The 14,685-nt window shown below is 69.2% G+C and carries 17 protein-coding genes and 3 pseudogenes; 9 read left to right on the plus strand and 11 right to left on the minus strand.

Going from position 1 to position 14,685, the window contains the following annotated elements; genetic code table 11:
• Positions 1-274: 274 nt before the first annotated feature.
• Both FREUN1FDRAFT_RS08260 and FREUN1FDRAFT_RS08265 read right to left on the minus strand, forming a co-directional pair.
• Positions 275-1,063 (minus strand): hypothetical protein, encoded by a 789-nt coding sequence (locus FREUN1FDRAFT_RS08260; protein WP_006539543.1) that lies wholly within the window; start codon positions 1,061-1,063, stop codon positions 275-277.
• 149 nt (positions 1,064-1,212) lie between these two features.
• Positions 1,213-1,560 carry a helix-turn-helix transcriptional regulator gene (locus tag FREUN1FDRAFT_RS08265; protein WP_006539544.1) on the minus strand — a complete coding sequence of 116 codons (348 nt, stop codon included), beginning with the start codon at positions 1,558-1,560 and terminating at the stop codon, positions 1,213-1,215.
• Positions 1,561-1,687: 127 nt separating this feature from the next.
• Between FREUN1FDRAFT_RS08265 and FREUN1FDRAFT_RS08270 the strand changes: the two genes are divergently transcribed.
• Positions 1,688-2,566 (plus strand): LLM class F420-dependent oxidoreductase, encoded by an 879-nt coding sequence (locus FREUN1FDRAFT_RS08270; protein WP_006539545.1) that lies wholly within the window; start codon positions 1,688-1,690, stop codon positions 2,564-2,566.
• Between the two features lie 77 nt (positions 2,567-2,643).
• Here the strand turns inward: FREUN1FDRAFT_RS08270 and FREUN1FDRAFT_RS08275 are convergent, their stop codons facing one another.
• Entirely contained in the window at positions 2,644-3,921 is a 1,278-nt protein-coding gene (locus tag FREUN1FDRAFT_RS08275; RefSeq protein WP_006539546.1) for an MFS transporter, read from the minus strand.
• 39 nt (positions 3,922-3,960) lie between these two features.
• Here FREUN1FDRAFT_RS08275 and FREUN1FDRAFT_RS47365 point away from each other — a divergent pair, with 39 nt between their 5' ends.
• Entirely contained in the window at positions 3,961-4,182 is a 222-nt protein-coding gene (locus tag FREUN1FDRAFT_RS47365) for a helix-turn-helix domain-containing protein (protein WP_198144272.1), read from the plus strand.
• Between the two features lie 16 nt (positions 4,183-4,198).
• On the opposite strand, the gene FREUN1FDRAFT_RS47945 is transcribed toward FREUN1FDRAFT_RS47365, so the two are convergent.
• Positions 4,199-4,927, minus strand: a complete 729-nt coding sequence (locus FREUN1FDRAFT_RS47945; RefSeq protein WP_035950838.1) for a helix-turn-helix domain-containing protein — start codon at positions 4,925-4,927, stop codon at positions 4,199-4,201.
• A 223-nt stretch (positions 4,928-5,150) separates the two neighbouring features.
• Between FREUN1FDRAFT_RS47945 and FREUN1FDRAFT_RS08290 the strand changes: the two genes are divergently transcribed.
• Positions 5,151-5,816, plus strand: a complete 666-nt coding sequence (locus tag FREUN1FDRAFT_RS08290; protein ID WP_006539549.1) for a DUF4097 family beta strand repeat-containing protein — start codon at positions 5,151-5,153, stop codon at positions 5,814-5,816.
• Between the two features lie 132 nt (positions 5,817-5,948).
• On the opposite strand, the pseudogene FREUN1FDRAFT_RS46020 reads toward FREUN1FDRAFT_RS08290, so the two are convergent.
• Positions 5,949-6,287, minus strand: a pseudogene (locus FREUN1FDRAFT_RS46020) (MerR family transcriptional regulator); the annotation flags it as partial.
• Here FREUN1FDRAFT_RS46020 and FREUN1FDRAFT_RS42910 point away from each other — a divergent pair.
• Both FREUN1FDRAFT_RS42910 and FREUN1FDRAFT_RS08305 read left to right on the plus strand, forming a co-directional pair.
• Positions 6,279-6,539 (plus strand): annotated as a pseudogene (locus FREUN1FDRAFT_RS42910) (NAD(P)-dependent oxidoreductase); the annotation flags it as partial. The pseudogenes FREUN1FDRAFT_RS46020 and FREUN1FDRAFT_RS42910 overlap by 9 nt on opposite strands.
• 39 nt (positions 6,540-6,578) lie before the next feature.
• The gene (locus FREUN1FDRAFT_RS08305) at positions 6,579-7,031 is read left to right on the plus strand and encodes a GNAT family N-acetyltransferase (protein WP_255348199.1); all 453 of its coding nucleotides are present in this window, start codon (positions 6,579-6,581) and stop codon (positions 7,029-7,031) included.
• Positions 7,032-7,050: 19 nt separating this feature from the next.
• Here the strand turns inward: FREUN1FDRAFT_RS08305 and FREUN1FDRAFT_RS08310 are convergent, their stop codons facing one another.
• The 3 genes from FREUN1FDRAFT_RS08310 to FREUN1FDRAFT_RS08320 form a co-directional block, all read right to left on the minus strand.
• The gene (locus FREUN1FDRAFT_RS08310; protein WP_006539553.1) at positions 7,051-7,458 is read right to left on the minus strand and encodes a type II toxin-antitoxin system VapC family toxin; all 408 of its coding nucleotides are present in this window, start codon (positions 7,456-7,458) and stop codon (positions 7,051-7,053) included.
• Entirely contained in the window at positions 7,449-7,718 is a 270-nt protein-coding gene (locus tag FREUN1FDRAFT_RS08315) for a hypothetical protein (protein ID WP_006539554.1), read from the minus strand. The genes FREUN1FDRAFT_RS08310 and FREUN1FDRAFT_RS08315 overlap by 10 nt, the downstream gene beginning before the upstream one ends.
• 78 nt (positions 7,719-7,796) lie before the next feature.
• Positions 7,797-8,222 carry a MarR family winged helix-turn-helix transcriptional regulator gene (locus FREUN1FDRAFT_RS08320; protein ID WP_006539555.1) on the minus strand — a complete coding sequence of 142 codons (426 nt, stop codon included), beginning with the start codon at positions 8,220-8,222 and terminating at the stop codon, positions 7,797-7,799.
• A gap of 186 nt (positions 8,223-8,408) precedes the next feature.
• Here FREUN1FDRAFT_RS08320 and FREUN1FDRAFT_RS08325 point away from each other — a divergent pair, with 186 nt between their 5' ends.
• Positions 8,409-9,521: a questin oxidase family protein gene (locus FREUN1FDRAFT_RS08325; RefSeq protein WP_006539556.1), complete on the plus strand. Its 1,113-nt coding sequence runs from the start codon at positions 8,409-8,411 to the stop codon at positions 9,519-9,521.
• A gap of 283 nt (positions 9,522-9,804) precedes the next feature.
• Here the strand turns inward: FREUN1FDRAFT_RS08325 and FREUN1FDRAFT_RS08330 are convergent, their stop codons facing one another.
• Both FREUN1FDRAFT_RS08330 and FREUN1FDRAFT_RS08335 read right to left on the minus strand, forming a co-directional pair.
• Positions 9,805-10,128 (minus strand): hypothetical protein, encoded by a 324-nt coding sequence (locus FREUN1FDRAFT_RS08330; protein WP_006539557.1) that lies wholly within the window; start codon positions 10,126-10,128, stop codon positions 9,805-9,807.
• Between the two features lie 273 nt (positions 10,129-10,401).
• Positions 10,402-10,986 (minus strand): DinB family protein, encoded by a 585-nt coding sequence (locus tag FREUN1FDRAFT_RS08335; RefSeq protein ID WP_006539558.1) that lies wholly within the window; start codon positions 10,984-10,986, stop codon positions 10,402-10,404.
• A 103-nt stretch (positions 10,987-11,089) separates the two neighbouring features.
• Between FREUN1FDRAFT_RS08335 and FREUN1FDRAFT_RS08340 the strand changes: the two are divergent.
• Together FREUN1FDRAFT_RS08340 and FREUN1FDRAFT_RS08345 are read left to right on the plus strand one after the other, a co-directional pair.
• Positions 11,090-12,201, plus strand: a pseudogene (locus FREUN1FDRAFT_RS08340) (helix-turn-helix transcriptional regulator).
• Positions 12,198-13,052, plus strand: coding sequence for a S9 family peptidase (locus FREUN1FDRAFT_RS08345; RefSeq protein ID WP_006539561.1), 855 nt, complete (start codon positions 12,198-12,200; stop codon positions 13,050-13,052). Before FREUN1FDRAFT_RS08340 ends, FREUN1FDRAFT_RS08345 begins: the two are co-directional and overlap by 4 nt.
• Positions 13,053-13,142: 90 nt before the next feature.
• Here FREUN1FDRAFT_RS08345 and FREUN1FDRAFT_RS08350 read toward each other — a convergent pair whose 3' ends face one another.
• Positions 13,143-13,562 carry a nuclear transport factor 2 family protein gene (locus tag FREUN1FDRAFT_RS08350; RefSeq protein WP_006539562.1) on the minus strand — a complete coding sequence of 140 codons (420 nt, stop codon included), beginning with the start codon at positions 13,560-13,562 and terminating at the stop codon, positions 13,143-13,145.
• Between the two features lie 75 nt (positions 13,563-13,637).
• On the opposite strand from FREUN1FDRAFT_RS08350, the gene FREUN1FDRAFT_RS08355 reads away from it, so the two are divergent.
• Positions 13,638-14,261, plus strand: coding sequence for a TetR/AcrR family transcriptional regulator (locus FREUN1FDRAFT_RS08355; protein WP_006539563.1), 624 nt, complete (start codon positions 13,638-13,640; stop codon positions 14,259-14,261).
• Positions 14,262-14,685 lie beyond the last annotated feature (424 nt).

The raw sequence follows: 14,685 nt of genomic DNA on the forward strand, positions 1-14,685 counted from the left end.
GGTGAACTCCGTAGNGTTCGCCAGTCCTTCGACGGTGACAGCCGCGGAGGCCTGGCCGGCCGTGCTCGTGCCCGCTGATCGTGAAATTTCCATGGCGGAAGAATCCAGTGCGCCGACCTCGTGGTCATCGCCACCTGGACGGATTTCTCGACTCGACCCCGGGGGTAGACCGGTGCGATCGATCCTCCTACCGGAGTTGGATGATCGAGAACGAGTGCGGCCAGCAGGGAGACACCAGCCAGATCGCCGGGCCGGGCTCGCCGTCAGACCGGTGCTAGTCGCCGTCGGTTGGGAGGACGCCGTCGTCGGCGGCGAGCCGGCAGGAGGTCAGGAAGCCGAACATACCGGTGCCGTCCCTGTGTCGAAAGAACTCGACCATCTCGGTGTTGAACTCGTGGCGGCGTGCGGCCGGGACGCTGATGGCGTCCAGGCCATGGGACATGAGGTGGCCATTCATCATGTAACGCGCGGTGCGCTTGTTGCCGTCGTAGTAGAACTGCTGCAGCGAGCCGAGGAGAAAATAGGCGATCGCCCGCTCGAACTCGTCGTCGATCTCGCTCGAAAGAAATTCTGTCCCCTGCGCGAAGATGCGGCGCAGGTTTTCGCCTCCGCGTTCGGTGGCCGGTGGCAGGTAGCGTCCATGCTGTCCGAGGCTGACACCGGGGGTGAGTGTCTCCCTGCCTTCTCCGCGGAAATGACCCGACTCCAGCGCCTCGTCCCGGGCGAGGAGAAGCTGGAGTCGGTCGGAGATCTCCTTGGACAGCTGGAACTCGTGCGCCTTGACGAGCCGGGCGAGTTCGTTCGCCGCCTCGGCGAGGTTCAGGATCTGACGTTCGTCGCTGATCTTCCGTCCACCGACGGTGATCCCGTGCAGGAGCGTCTGGACCTCCGGGTAGGTGAACGGGTTGCCCTCGAGTACCGCGGCGTCCCACACGTACTCCGATAGCGACCGGTGAAACCGCCAGAGGGCTCGCTCGACCGAGAACCGTGGAACATCCCTGGGCACCGTGGACCGATCCCAGGTGAACCCGAGGGCGGCTCGCATCGCCTCGCTCGTCGCCATGACTCGCACCTCCTTGGGGCTGCGCGCGACCGGCACACGCCGCGAGCCAGGACTGTGATCCAACGATACGGCGACCACGGGATCTCGGCGCGTCCGACGGGCGGCACGCGGCATCCGTGCTCGGCGGCCGTGGGCTGATGTGTGAGGGCTCAGCTCGCCGTCTTCGTCGGCTCATCCTCGGTGAGAACCAGCGCGAGCAGGCCTGGGAAACGGGCGTCGAACTCGGCGCGGCGCAGCCGGTTGAGGCGGCGTGGCCCCTGATCGATCTGTTCGAGCAGCCCGGAGGCACGCAGGACGGAGAAATGGTGGCTGGCGGTCGCCTTCGACACGGGCAGGTCGAAGGCGCCGCAGGCGCGGGCGAAATCCGGCTCGCCCGCCAGCACCCGAAGGATCGATCGGCGGACCGGGTCGGCCAGCGCCTCCAGCGCCTCCTGCAGGCTCACATCGCTCGGATCGGTGTGCCGCAGGCCAACGGTGCGTCGCGCCCGCGCGGTCATCGTTCTCGGTGCTCGCCTTCCTCGACATCCAGACTGTTCGATCGCTATCGTACACCCATCGGTGTTCGACGGTGGTCGAACACCGATGGGTCGAGTGAACGTTGCCTACGTGCGAGGGAGGACTCCCGTGACGGTGTCAGTGGGACGGGTGGGTATCTGGACTCCGTACTTCGCCTGGAACGCGCCGGATGCCCGTGAGGCGGTCGAAGAGCTCGACGAACTGGGATTCGGGGCCCTGTGGCTCGGTTCCTCCGCCCCTGAGCTGCGCCTGCCCGCCGAGTTGCTCGCGGCGACCGGTCGAATGGTCGTGGCCACCGGCATCGTCAACGTGTGGTCCACCGACGCGGCCGAGCTGGCGGCGAGATTCCACCGGATCGCCGCGGCACATCCAGGCCGCTTCCTGCTCGGGCTCGGCGCCGGCCACGCCTCCACCGCGGGGGCGTTCGGGAAGACCTACACACAACCGCTCCGGTACCTGGCCGCCTTCCTCGACGGTCTTGACGCCGCGCCGGAACCGGTTCCTGTGGCATCCCGTGTCCTCGCCGCGCTGCGGCCGAAGGCGCTGGCCCTGGCGGAGCACCGCTCCGCGGGAGCCCATCCCTACCTGGTCACTCCCGAGTACACCCGGTTCGCCCGCGAAACGCTGGGCCAGGAGCCGCTGCTTGCCCCCGAGCAGAAGGTGATTCTGGAGACCGACCCCGCCGAGGCCCGAGCGCTCGCCCGCCGTAACCTCGGCTACTACCTCACCCTGCCCAACTATGTGCGCAACCTGCAGATGATGGGATTCACCGACGACGACCTCGTCGGCAACGGCAGCGACCGGCTCATCGACGCCCTGTTCGCCTGGGGAACGGTCGAGCAGATCGCCAGGCGGGTCGCCGAACACCACGCCGCCGGCGCGGACCACGTGGCCGTCCAGGTCATCTCGGCCGACACCGACGTGCGCAGCCGTACCGGACGGCCCGCCCGGAAGCAGTGGCGAGCGCTGGCCGCGGCACTGCTGTGACGACGTGATGCCGGGCTCAAATGTTGGCCTGAATCTGCTCGACCGCGGCACGTTCACAGGCACGCAGGGTGCTGACGTCAGGTGGCTTTCCCGGTGGTCGACAGGCCGAGCGCGACCAGCAGCGCTGTCAGCATCCCGGCACCGCCGGCCAGCAGAAAGGTTGTCCGTGGGCTGGTCGCGTCGAGCAGGAGGCCGCCGGCCAGGTATGAGGTCGCGGCGGCGACCCCGATGGCACCGTAGAAGCTGCCGAAGACCCGTCCGAGCAGGCCGGCCGGGACGAGGCGCTGGAGCAGGGTGTTGGCGGCGACGTCCATCGCCGCGATACCCAGGCCGCGCACTGCCTGAACGGCGAAGGCCGCGCCGACCGCCCAGGCGAGACCGGTGAGGAAGTTGCCGGCGCTGCTGACGAAGAAACCGCCGACGAGCAGCAGGGGCATCGAACCCGATCTGCCTGCCCGGGCGAGCAGGGCGTAGCCCACGACCAACCCGATCCCGACCGCTGCGAGCAGCAGGCCCACCGCCCCGTCGCCGGTGCCCGGTGTCTCGGTCGCGAAGAGGATCAGCGCGACATCGTCGATGCCGTTGAAGGTGACCGTCGCCCCGAAGCCGATGAAGATCATAAGAAGTGCCCGGTTGGCCAGCAGGTAGCCGATCCCCAGACGGACCTGGCCAAACAGCCCGCCCGGTTCGTCGCCCGTCACCGACTGCCCGGGGAGGGGCTTCAGGCGCAGCAGGAACAGTGCGGACAGCAGGAAGGTGGCGGCATCGACCAGCAGCACGCCGCGTGTACTGACCAGCGGCAGCAGTGCTGCGGCGGCCAGCGGACCGGCGACCTCCGCGGCATTGGTGCCGAACCCGATTGCGGAGTTCGCGACTGGCAGGTCCCGGTCGGTCACCAACGCGGGAACCGCTGCTCGGGAGGCGGGCATGAACACCTGCCCGGTGACCGCGCGCGCCGCGACCAGCGCCAGCAGGATCGGTAGTGCGGGCAGCCACAGCGCGATCACGAGCATGGTGACCGCCTGGCCGACCTCGCAGAAGATCATGACGCGTCTGCGGTCGAAACGGTCGCTGATGGCGCCCGCGAACGTGCCGAGCAGGGATGGTGCGAAGTCCCCGGCGAGCAGGAGCAGTGCGATCGCCAGCCCCTGCCCGGTCGTGTCCGCGACGTGGAGCATCAGCGCGACCAGGCTCAGGGAATCACCGGTGCTGGAGACGCACCGCGCCGCGAACAATCCACGCAGCGGGCGGTTTCTGCGCAGCAGTCGCGATACTCCGTTATGTTCCCGGCCGGTGTCGAAGGTGGCCTGGCCCGGCTGCCGTGGTTGTTGTGCGGCGGCGCCCACGTCGGTCACTTCACGTCACCCGGGCCTGGCATCGGCGCAATGTAGCTGGTGCGTGCCATTCAGCGCGACCGATTTTTCGAGGAACACGCTGCGCGTGACGGCCTCGTTTCCCGCACCAGTTATCCGGAGGTCCCACCACGGGTGGAGTACGAGCTCACCCCGATGGGCCGCACACTGATCGAGCCGGCCGGGGCACTGGCGGAGTGGGCCGTCGAGCACGACGCGGACATCGGGCGCAGCCAGCAGCAGTACGACAGCCGCCAGACCTGACCTTGTTCGGGCGTGGTCAGGATTCTGAGGTTGTTTCCGCCTTCGAGGTGAGGACCGCGCGGGCCTGCTCGGCGGCGCGGACGATGCTCTCGCCGACGAAGTCGAGGAAGCGGGCGATGTTCTCGAGGCGGGCGGCGGCCGGGGTGTCGGGGCCGAGGACGCCGACCCCCCGGCGTGCTGTCTCGGCGAGCTGGGCGTTGGACCGGGCGCTGGCGATCGCCGACTGGTACCAGAGCTCGTCGTCGACGGCGTAGCGCTCGCGGCGGCGTTCGTCGCGTTCCCGGCGGACGAGGTCCTGGCCTTCGAGGAACGCGATCGCCTTGGAGATGGACGCCGGGCTGACCTGGAGACGTCGGACGAGCTCGGCCGCGGTGAGGCCGGCCGCGTCGGTGGTCAGAAGGCAGGTCAGCACCCGGGACGTCATCCTGGGTAGGCCGGACTGCATGAGGAGGGCCGTGAACATCTCCTCGTACTCGCGCACGGCCTCGGCGTCGCGCCCGTGCACCGGGGGGAGCGTTCGCGGCAGTGGGGGAGCGGCCTGCCGGCGCCGGTGGGCGCGGCGTTCGGTGGCGCGATGGGCGAGGTCGGCGCGGTAGGCGGTGGGACCGCCGTTGCGCATCACCTCACGCGTGATCGTCGAGGTCGGACGGTCGAGGCGCCGGCCGATCTCGGCGTAGGCGAGGTTTTCGGCCAGCCCCAGCGCGATCTGCTGGCGTTCCTGCTGGGTGAGTCTGCCTCCCGGCATCGCGACCTCCCGCTCGCTCGTCGAGGCCTTCAGGGTAGCGTTCATCCTCATTCCATTGCAACGATCGATGGGATCGCTGTTGCATTAATTCGATCCTCGTTGCAACGGTTTCGGTGCTCTGAACTGCGCAGATGCATGTTTCAACGCAACGAGATGGTTGCAAGTTTTTCGAACGCAACGTAGCTTTCCGTTTGTCGGAAACGATCTGAACCAGGAGAGCGCGATGCAGAGCTTCGACACCCCCGCCCCGATTTCAGCCGTCCTCGACGTCCCCGCAGGGCGCCTGCAGCTCATCGCCGCCGACCGGGCCGACACCACGGTCGAGGTCCGGCCGGCTGATGCCTCGAAGGGCCGCGACGTGAAGGCGGCGGAACAGACCGAGGTCGAATACGTCGACGGCGTCCTGCGGATCGTGTCCTCCGCGAGGAAGCATGCCCTCGCGAGCCCCGGCTCGGTCGAGGTGACGATCCAGCTGCCCGCCGGTTCCCGCGTCGAGGCGAAGGCGGCCAGCGCGGAGTTCCGGGGCGTCGGACGGCTCGGCGACGTCGCGTTCGACGGCTCGCACGGCGCGATCAGGATTGACGAGGTCGCGAGCATCCGGGTCACCACCGCCGCGGGCGACGTCTCGGTCGGTCGCCTGGGTGGCCCCGCTGAGATCAGCACCGGAAAGGGCGACATCCGCGTCACGGAGGCCGTGCGCGGCACGGTCGTTCTGCGCACCCAGGCCGGCGACGTGTCGGTCGGCGCCGCCCGTGGCGTTTCAGCCTGCCTGGACGCCGGCACCGCCCTCGGCCGGATCCGCAACTCGCTCCAGAACACCGCCGGCGCTGCCGACCTGAGCATCCACGCGACCACCACCCAGGGCGACATCGCCGCCCACAGCCTCTAGCGGCCTGTCCTCCGACGGCGGGCGGGGAGCGGGCGGCACAATCGCCGGCCGAGGGGGAAAGCATGGCTAGCGGAGGCAGGGGGCGAGAAATGCGTGTGCTGTTGTCGACGTATGGGTCGCGTGGGGACCTGACTACGCCGGGGTGGGTACCTGGCAGGCATCGGTGAAAGTCGGATAGCCCTCGCTCCCCGTGCGTTCGGCCGCATCGATGTAGTTGACGAGCGCGGCCCGGGACCGGGCGAGCCTGTCCATCCGATCGTTCAGACGCCGCAGCCGCGACCGCATCGCGTCGAGCAGCTCGGGACATCCCGGCAGCTCAGGGGCCTCTCCGACCGCACAGGGCAGCAGGTAGGCGATGTCGTCGGAAGAAAGGCCGGCATCGAGCAGGTGCCGGATCTGGCTCACCCGCAGCACGGCGTCCTCGTCGTATTCGCGGTAGCCGTTCGCGCGGCGGCCTGCCTCCAGCAGTCCGCCGGTGTGGCCGAATGGCTGCCCGGATACGCCGAGCAGATCGACGCAGGCGCCTTCCCGGCCGAGGCGTCGGCCCTGGAGACTGACGCGCGGGCGATGGCGCATCTGGTCGAGGAGAGCGAGGCGGTGGGGGTCAACACCGAACTACCCAGGCTGATCAAGGCGATAGCCGACCGCTCGATCGCCGCCGGGCACGGTAAGGAGCAGTATCCCGTGCTGATCGAGGAGTTCAGCAGGCCGCGCGGCGACTGACCACGAGGCAACGCAACCGCGTCGGCCGTCGGGAAGGTGGTGGCCCCGCGGCCACCACCTTCACGTCCGGGTGCGCCGGTCGAGCGAAGTGCAATAGTCAAGGATCACGGATACGGGCCGTGGGTGCTGGAATCACGCGAGCCTGACCGTCTGGGGGAGTTCCTGGGTTTCGCCGGCTTGGCGCACGTCCCGCCCTTTCTTGCGGAGGCGGGCCCGGACCCCGAACTGGGCTGGCGGCTGAAGCGGTCGGCGTGGGGGCAGGGGCTGGCCACCGAGGCTGCTGTGGCAGCCCGTGACGATGCATTCCGGCGTCTCGGACTGCCGGAGATGATCTCGATCATCCATCCGGAGAACGTTCGTTCGCAGCGGGTTGCCGTCAAGCTTGGAATGCGAGTAGCCCGGCGGATCGACAATCCCGCGATCGGCAGGCGGGTCGACGTCTGGTCTGTTGTGTCGGGGCCCGTGGATGTCGGGCGTCATCACATCACCTGATCGCGCCTGAGATGACGACCTATGTGATCAGTTCGATGGCGCAGCGGGGGCCAGCCGTGGCGGCGTACTTGGCATCGCACGTGAGAAGGGCGGCGTCGATCTGTTCAGCGAGTGCGACATAACCGGCGTCGTAGGCGGTCATGGTCTGTCGAAGTTCCCAGACGCGTTGGGCGGTCGGCCCGTTGAGCCGTTCGCGACGGATCGGTAGCCGGATCAGGCTGGCGATGAGACTCGGGGTGTGCTCGGCGAGACGGCTCGTGCGCCTGGCCAGGCCGCGGAGCGCCGAGATGACCTCGACGTCCAGGTGGGCCGGGGCGTAGAAGACATCGCCGCCGGTCAGCCGATCTCTCGCGGCCTTGCGTCGAGGGCTGTCGTCCCCGGCGAGCAGATCGACGATCACGGAGGCGTCAACGACGATCAGTCCCACCGTGCCTCTTCCGTATCGCGGACCGTGCGCACGGCGGCGACCGCGTCGTCCGTGGTGAGCCCTGTGGTGACACGAGCGCTGTCGATGTCGGCGAGCACCTCGTCCATGGTCGGGGTGGTCGCCTCGCGGCTGAGTACGTCGAGCAGGTAGGCGTTCAGCGACTGTCGGCGCGCTTTGGCTCGTGCGGTCAGAGTGACACGTACATGAGCTGGCAGGGCCCGGATGGTGAGGTTGGTGGTGATCGCCTCGGCCTCGCTCATGACGTCATTCTAACGTCAAAATCACGTCTTAGTGACGCCAAAATGACGATCACGATATCCCCCTCGCTTGACGCTGGGTCAGGGTTGGGCCTCCCGGCTCCAGGCGGCGAGGCCGGCGCGGAAGCCCGCCCGTTCGTCGTCGGACAGCGTGGCCAGGGCGCGCAGTAGCGGCGCCGAGCGGAGGGCGAGGAAGGCCTCGACCGCGGGCCGGTACTCCTCCCGCAGCGAGACCAGCGTGCGGCGCCGGTTGGCCGGGTCCTCCGCGCGCTCGACCAGGCCGGCCTCGCCCAGGCTGCCGACGAGCTCACTCGCGGTGGACAGTGACACGCCCAGCCGGGCAGCCAGCTCGGTGATGCTGAACTGCTGGCCACCGACCAGCTGGGGCAGGACCGCGCCGTGCCGGGCGGTCAGCCGGTGCGTGTCGAAGGTGCGCCGCAGCTGCGGCGGCATCTCCCCGCGGGCGCGCTGGAAGTAGGCCGCCAGCAGCGGCACATGCAGGAGCACGTCTCGCTCCTGCGCCGTCCACGGCCGCGGCGGATCTGCCGTCGGCACCTGCGTGCCGTCATGGGCTCCTCGATCGGGTCGCACGCTACGATGGTAGAAGCTTTGGGAATCCAAACCGTTCGGCGATCCGACATATGACAGGACGACGCCCCCAGGTGGGAGCCGTCCGCGTGGGGGCGTGAACACATGGTTTCGGCGAGCTATGGCGACGTGATGGCAGACGCCCTCGACCGCCTCGACGATCTTGGCTACGAGCGTGCCGGCAAGGCCGATCTGGCCAACCACGGGCCGATGGGGGCCGAGGTGCTGGCCGTCCTCGGCCACGGGGACGCGGTCCCGGGCTGGGTGCGGGCCTACCGCGACCTCATGCCCCACCACGAGCGGTCGGCGCGCCGCGATGATCTGGATCCGGCCGACGAGTCGTCCTGGCGGCCCGCGCTCGGCGCCATCGAGCGGGCCGGGGACTGGGAGTACATGTTCGAACGGGAGCTGGCGGAGCAGCCCTGGCGGGACGTGCTGGTCCGCTGGTGGCCACGGCTGCTGCCCGGCCTGCTGTCCCGGCTGACCCACGGGCTCATCCGCACCGCGCACGCCGTCCGGGGCGTTGCCGCCGCCGAGGGCACGCCGGGCCCGCAGCAGCTGACCGAACTGGCCCGCGGGCTCGCCTACTGGGCCGCCCGCTTCACCCCGCTGCCCGGCAGCCCCCGGCTCGACGGACGCCTCGCCGTGGCCGCCGCCGTGGCCACGGTGCCCCGGGCGCCGATCGACCCGGGCCTGTCGGCGGGCGAGCTCCTACAACGGCGCCTGCGCCGGCTCGACGGGCAGCCCGGCTACCACGATGCCCTCACCGCGCTGCGCGCCGAGCAGGCCCAGGCGCTGCTCAGCGACCTGACCGCCCAGTTCGCGGGCCTGTGCCTCGTCCACACCGGCCTGTCGCCGGTGCCCCTGATCCACGCCGTCACCGCCCCGGCGGCCATGCGGCTCGTCCTGCCGTATCTGCCGGCGGAGCTGCACGAGCCCTCCGTCGCCACCATGTGGCAGACCGAGGCCGCGCTGCTGATGGTGTTCACCGGTGACGACCGCGGGGAAGGCGAGGCTCACGCGCGGGCGTCCGCCGTCGACGTTCCCGGGCACGAGGAGCTGATCCACCAGGCCGTCGAGCACGGCGACGAGCACGTGCTGAAGTTCACCGAGGCCTGCCTGCGCGAACATGCGCTGCGCCCCGATCCGCGCTACCTGGCGGCCGCGACGGTCGTCCGCGACCGGATAGCCCGATACCCGGCGCGTGCCACGATCTGACGAGGTACGTGTGTACGTCTCCTGACTGATGGAGCGACGGCCGCCATCTCAAGGTGCGGCGCTTTGCCAGGCGGCGGATGCGTCCCGCTGGCCGTGCGCTCCTCACTGCCGGCATGTGACACCCGCGCTCGGCCTGGGGCCTGAGGGCCTGGTGCGGAAGAACGGCACCGGCGCCGCCTACGTCAACCTGGCGGCCGGACGCCGTCACGGGACGGCGTCCGGCCGGCCGTTCGCCGGTGGGCTCCCGGGCGGGACCAGCGCGGAGCGCGGCAGCCGGGACGGCTCAGGCGCCGTAGAACAGGGTGACATTCAGGATGTCGACGGGGGCGGCGTCCGGGGTGTCCGACTCGAAGCTGATCACGTTGACCGTTCCGAGATGGCCGACCTCGGTGTGCAGTGTCGCGAAGTTGTTGCCGTCCGGCAGGGCGATCTTGCACTGCTCGTTGCCGTTGACCAGAATTCGGTAGACGTGGTTGCCCTTCCGCGTGTCGACCATGTAGAAAAGCATGCCGCCTCCCCGCTTCGGGATGTACGGCAGCCCGACGTTGAATGTCACGGAGTTACCGAGCTGTGCCGGAACCGCGCCACTGATCGCCTTGTAGTCCATCGTCGCTCACCTTTCACTGCAGGTTGACCGGAAGGCTGTCGAATTCTTCACCGTTTTACGCTCCGATGAGAAATCTTCGGCTTGGGATCAGTCTGCCTGCCGAGCGACGAGTGGAACCAGTACAGGTTCTGGACCCGACTGTGTCTCTTTCCTGACAATGTGCGGACGCGTTTTTCTTCTTTCTGGCATAAATGGACCCAGGTCGGGCGAAGTGGGCGCCCGAGGTCGCGTGCTTTTCCTGTCGCTGGTGGTTCCGGCTTCCGCCGTTCCCGTTCAGGTTGTGGTCTGGCCGTCGATCGTCTCGCGGAGGATGTCGGCGTGGCCGGCGTGCTGGGTGGTCTCGGCGATGATGTGGATCAGTACCCGGCGCACGCTGTGCCGGCCGCCCGGCTCGTGCCACGGCGCCTCCGGCAGCGGCTGCGTCGCCGACAGGTCGGGGATGGTCGCGACGATCTCGTCGGTCCGGGCGGCGACCTCGCGGTAGCGAGCGACGATCCCGGCGATCGTGTCACCCGGCTGCATCTGGAACACGTTCTGGCGCTCGATTGCCCAGGCCGGATACTCACGCGCGGTGCCGGTCATGAAGTCCTCCCAGGTGACGCCGTCGGGGAGCGCGTAGTCCATCGCCGAGGGCCCCTCGAGGACGAAGCGCATCCAGCCTTCCTCTGCGGCGGCGACATGCTTGATCAGCCCGCCCAGGCACAGGGCGCTGGCCGTCGGGCGTTCGCCGGCCTGCTCGTCACTGAGGCCGCAGGTGGTGTTGATCAGGCTGGCTCGGGCCACGGCGAGCTCGGCGAGCAGGTCGGCCCGCTCCGCGTCGAGGGCTACCGGGTGCGTGGTCGTGGTCGTGGTGGTCATCGTGATCGGCCCCTTCCAGGTCGTTGCCGTTGTCGGCTGTGACCACCACGGTCGTCCGGGAAGCGGTCAGGTTCTGGCCTCTTCTTCGGGCAATCTCTTGGGCATGCCGACGACGTCAGCGCGCCTGCTCGCCCTGCTCTCGCTGCTGCAGGCACGCCGGGACTGGCCGGGGGCACTGCTCGCCGCGCGGCTCGAGGTCAGCCCGCGCACGGTTCGCCGCGACGTCGACCGCCTCCGTGAGCTGGGCTATCCGATCCGGGCCACCAAGGGCCCCGACGGCGGATACCGGCTCGATGCCGGGGCGGAGCTGCCGCCGCTGCTGTTCGACGACGAGCAGGCCGTCGCCCTGGCCGTCGCGCTCCAGCTCGCCGTCACGTCCGGTGCCGGCATCGGGGAGGCGGCGGCCCGCGCCCTGAGCACCGTCCGGCAGGTCCTGCCGGCGCGGCTGCGCCATCAGGTCGACGCGCTGCGGGTCATCGCGGTCGAACGCCGCGGCGGACCGTCCAACCCGCGGGTCGAGCCGGCCGTACTGGTGACGCTCGGGGCCGCCGTCCATGCCCGGGAGGAGCTGCGCTTCGACTACGCCGTCCCGTCGCGGTCCGCGCCCGCCGACGTCCCCCCGCCGCGTCGGGTGCAGCCCCATCACCTCGTCACCTGGGGCGGACGCTGGTATCTCGTCGCCTGGGACCTGGACCGCGCCGACTGGCGCACGTTCCGCGCCGACCGGATCACCCCGCGTCCCCCGGCCGGCCCGCGGTTCACCCCCGCCAGCTGCCCGGCGTGGACGTGGCCGCCTTCGTCGCCCAGCGCTTCCAGGGCTCCGGCTCCGCCGGTCCGGACCGCTGGCCGTGCCGCGGCGAGATGATCGTCGATCTGCCCGCCGCCTTCGTGTCCCAGTTCTCCCGGGACGGGATCGTCGAGGAGCTCGGCCCGAACCGCTGCCGGCTCGTCGCCGGCTCCTGGTCGTGGCCCAGCCTCGCCGCCACCGTCGGCCGGTTCGACGCCGACATCGAGGTCCTCGGGCCGCCCGAGCTCGCGGACGCCTTCGCCATGTTGGCCCGCCGCTACGCCCGCGCCGCCGCCGGGCAGCGGGGCGGGGCGTCGACGCCAGGGCGGATCGGCCCGTCGGGAGGCTCTGCTGCCAGCAGACAGCCTCTGCTGCCGGCAGAGGCTGCTCCCGACGGCCTCGCCGACAACCTAGGTTCGCCTCCATGACTGGGAAGGACAGCACGAAGGACGGCGCGACTGTCACCGGCTGGGCGGCTGGCGTGCCGTTCACGGCACTGCCTCCTGCCGGAGGCGCTGACGAACCGGCTCCGTTGCTGGCGACCTGGCACATGATGGACGCGCCACGCTCGGACGCCGCGTTCGCCGCGGCACTTCCGCTCACGGATGTGCCCGCCTGGCGGGTGCATTTCGGAATGCCGCTGGTGGGCCGGCGCCCGGTGGACGGGGCATACGAGGCCGCGGTGGCCGACCCGATGCTGGGATATGTCGACCCGGTGGTCCGGCAGGCCACCGACGAGTTTCCGGCGGCACTCGACGCGTTGCGTGCGCAGCTTCCGCTGTGCGGCGGGCCGATCGGTATCGTGGGCGCCTCACTCGGCGGTACCGTCGCCCTGAACGTTCTTGCCCGCCTGCCGGTCCAGGTCTCGGCGGCGGTGCTGATAAATCCCGCAGTCCGCGCTCGGACGGCGGTGGACGTCTTCACCTCCTCGATCGGCAGATCCTGTTCTTGGAACGAGCAGGAGCAGGCGGCTGCCGCGCGTCTTGACTTCGTGACGCACGCATCGTTCATCAGCGGCCGGAATCCACAGCCGGCAGTACTCGTGGTCAGCGGTGAACTCGACTACCCGGCAAGCCGTGCCGACGCCCTCGATATGGTGGTGGCGCTCCAGGCCGCTTATCCGGATGCCGACCGGGTCAGGCTGCGCACAGTCGCCGGTCTGGAGCATCCGCTCGCCGAACGCCCGGGCCTGGAACCGGCGCCGCAGACTCCGCTCGCCAGGGTCGTCGATCGCATGGCCAGCGAGTGGTTCCAGGCGCACCTCAGCAGGGCGGGATGAGCGCATCACCTGGAACGGTCACGTCATCCATCCGAAGCTGCCCGCGTCTGTGGTCGACGGCACTCTCGCCGTTCTCGGCGAGCCAGTCGATCACCCGCGTTCTGTTGTGTGCGCTTGTGCCTCGGCCAGGGCGAGAGGGTTGAGATAATCACGGTACGAAACAATCTGGCCGTTTCTGACTCGGAAGACGGCGATGATGCGCTGCCGGTACGTAGCGCCGGTCGTCGTGACCGTGCCGTTTGCCTCGTACTCGACGATGACGACCTCGGGGTCGGCGGTCTCGTGCATCACCAGGCCGACGAAGTCATCCCACCGGATCGGCGCCTTGGCCGCCGAAGCCACGTAGGCCCGGATCTCGTCTCGTCCGTTGAGGCGGGCGGGTGCGCCCGTCGGATGGTAGGGCCACTCGATGTGTCCATCCGGCGCCATGAGGGCGAGGAGGGCCTCGATGTTCATGGCACATCCGGCCCGAAGTGCCTGTTCGACGACCTCGCGAGGGGTTGCGGTCACCGTCGCCTCCTTCGTTCAACGCTCGTTGATTGAACGACTGTAGAATGAGTTGGGTGCTGGGTCAACGGTCGTAGAATGCGTTCGGTGACTGACTCCGACTCGCGTGCCACCCCCCGTCGCACCAGGGCGGAGCAGCGTCAGCAGACCGAAGGGCGCATCCTGTCCGCGGCCCGCGAGCTGTTCGCGGAACACGGCTACGACCGCACCACCATCCGAGCGGTGGCGGCCCGCGCGAACGTCGACGCCGGCCTGGTCATGCACTATTTCCACTCGAAGGACGGGCTGTTCACGCGGGCGGCGAAGCTCCCTCCCGACGACCTGCCGGATGGCGCACCGTCGGAGGTTGCCGAGGCCCTCCTGGCGTCGCTGGGCAAGCGACTGGAGGCCGAGCCGGTGGCTTCACTGGCGGTGCTGCGCTCGATACTCACCCATTCCGAGGCGGCAGAGGGCTTCCGCGCCGCGGGCCGGCGACGAGTGGATCAGATAAAGACGGCAATCCCTGTCGGCGACGCCGAACTCCGAGCCGGTCTCATCTCCGCGATCATTCACGGGGTGGTCGCGGAGCGCTATCTGCTGCGCACGAGCGTGCTTGCCGATGCGTCTCCCGATGAGATCGTCAACCTGCTTCGGCCGTGCTTCCAGGTACTGGTCGGTCTGAGTGCTACGTCTGGCGGGCCCGTGGACGCGCCTCATGGTTAGTGAAGCAGGGTCATCGAATCACCGGAACGCAGCGGTGCCGTCCAGAGCGACCGTGATGACGTGATCGACGGTGACCTGGCTCGCGTCAGCCTCTACGCGGGTGAGAGCCGCGTACATCGGCACGTCCGGCCGAACTTCCCGGCGTGCCACAGGTCGGTTCGAACCTGATCGCCCAGACGCGTGATCCTGCGGCCAGCGATCCACGACGTCCGGGCGGATTGCTATTCCGGGTCGCGAAGGCGTCCGGCGGCCCGCCAGATGATCATTTTTTCATGGAAATCGCGAGCGGATGGCTACCCGGCGGGTTTGTGCGGATACGGAAACGCGCTTTTCGACTCTACTCTTTCGTAAGAGTACTGGCACTGTTGTCCTACTCGCCGAAAACCGGCTGATATACACGGAATTCTGACGTGTATTGGGGGTG

The organism is Parafrankia sp. EUN1f (assembly GCF_000177675.1).
Lineage (GTDB): Bacteria > Actinomycetota > Actinomycetes > Frankiales > Frankiaceae > Parafrankia.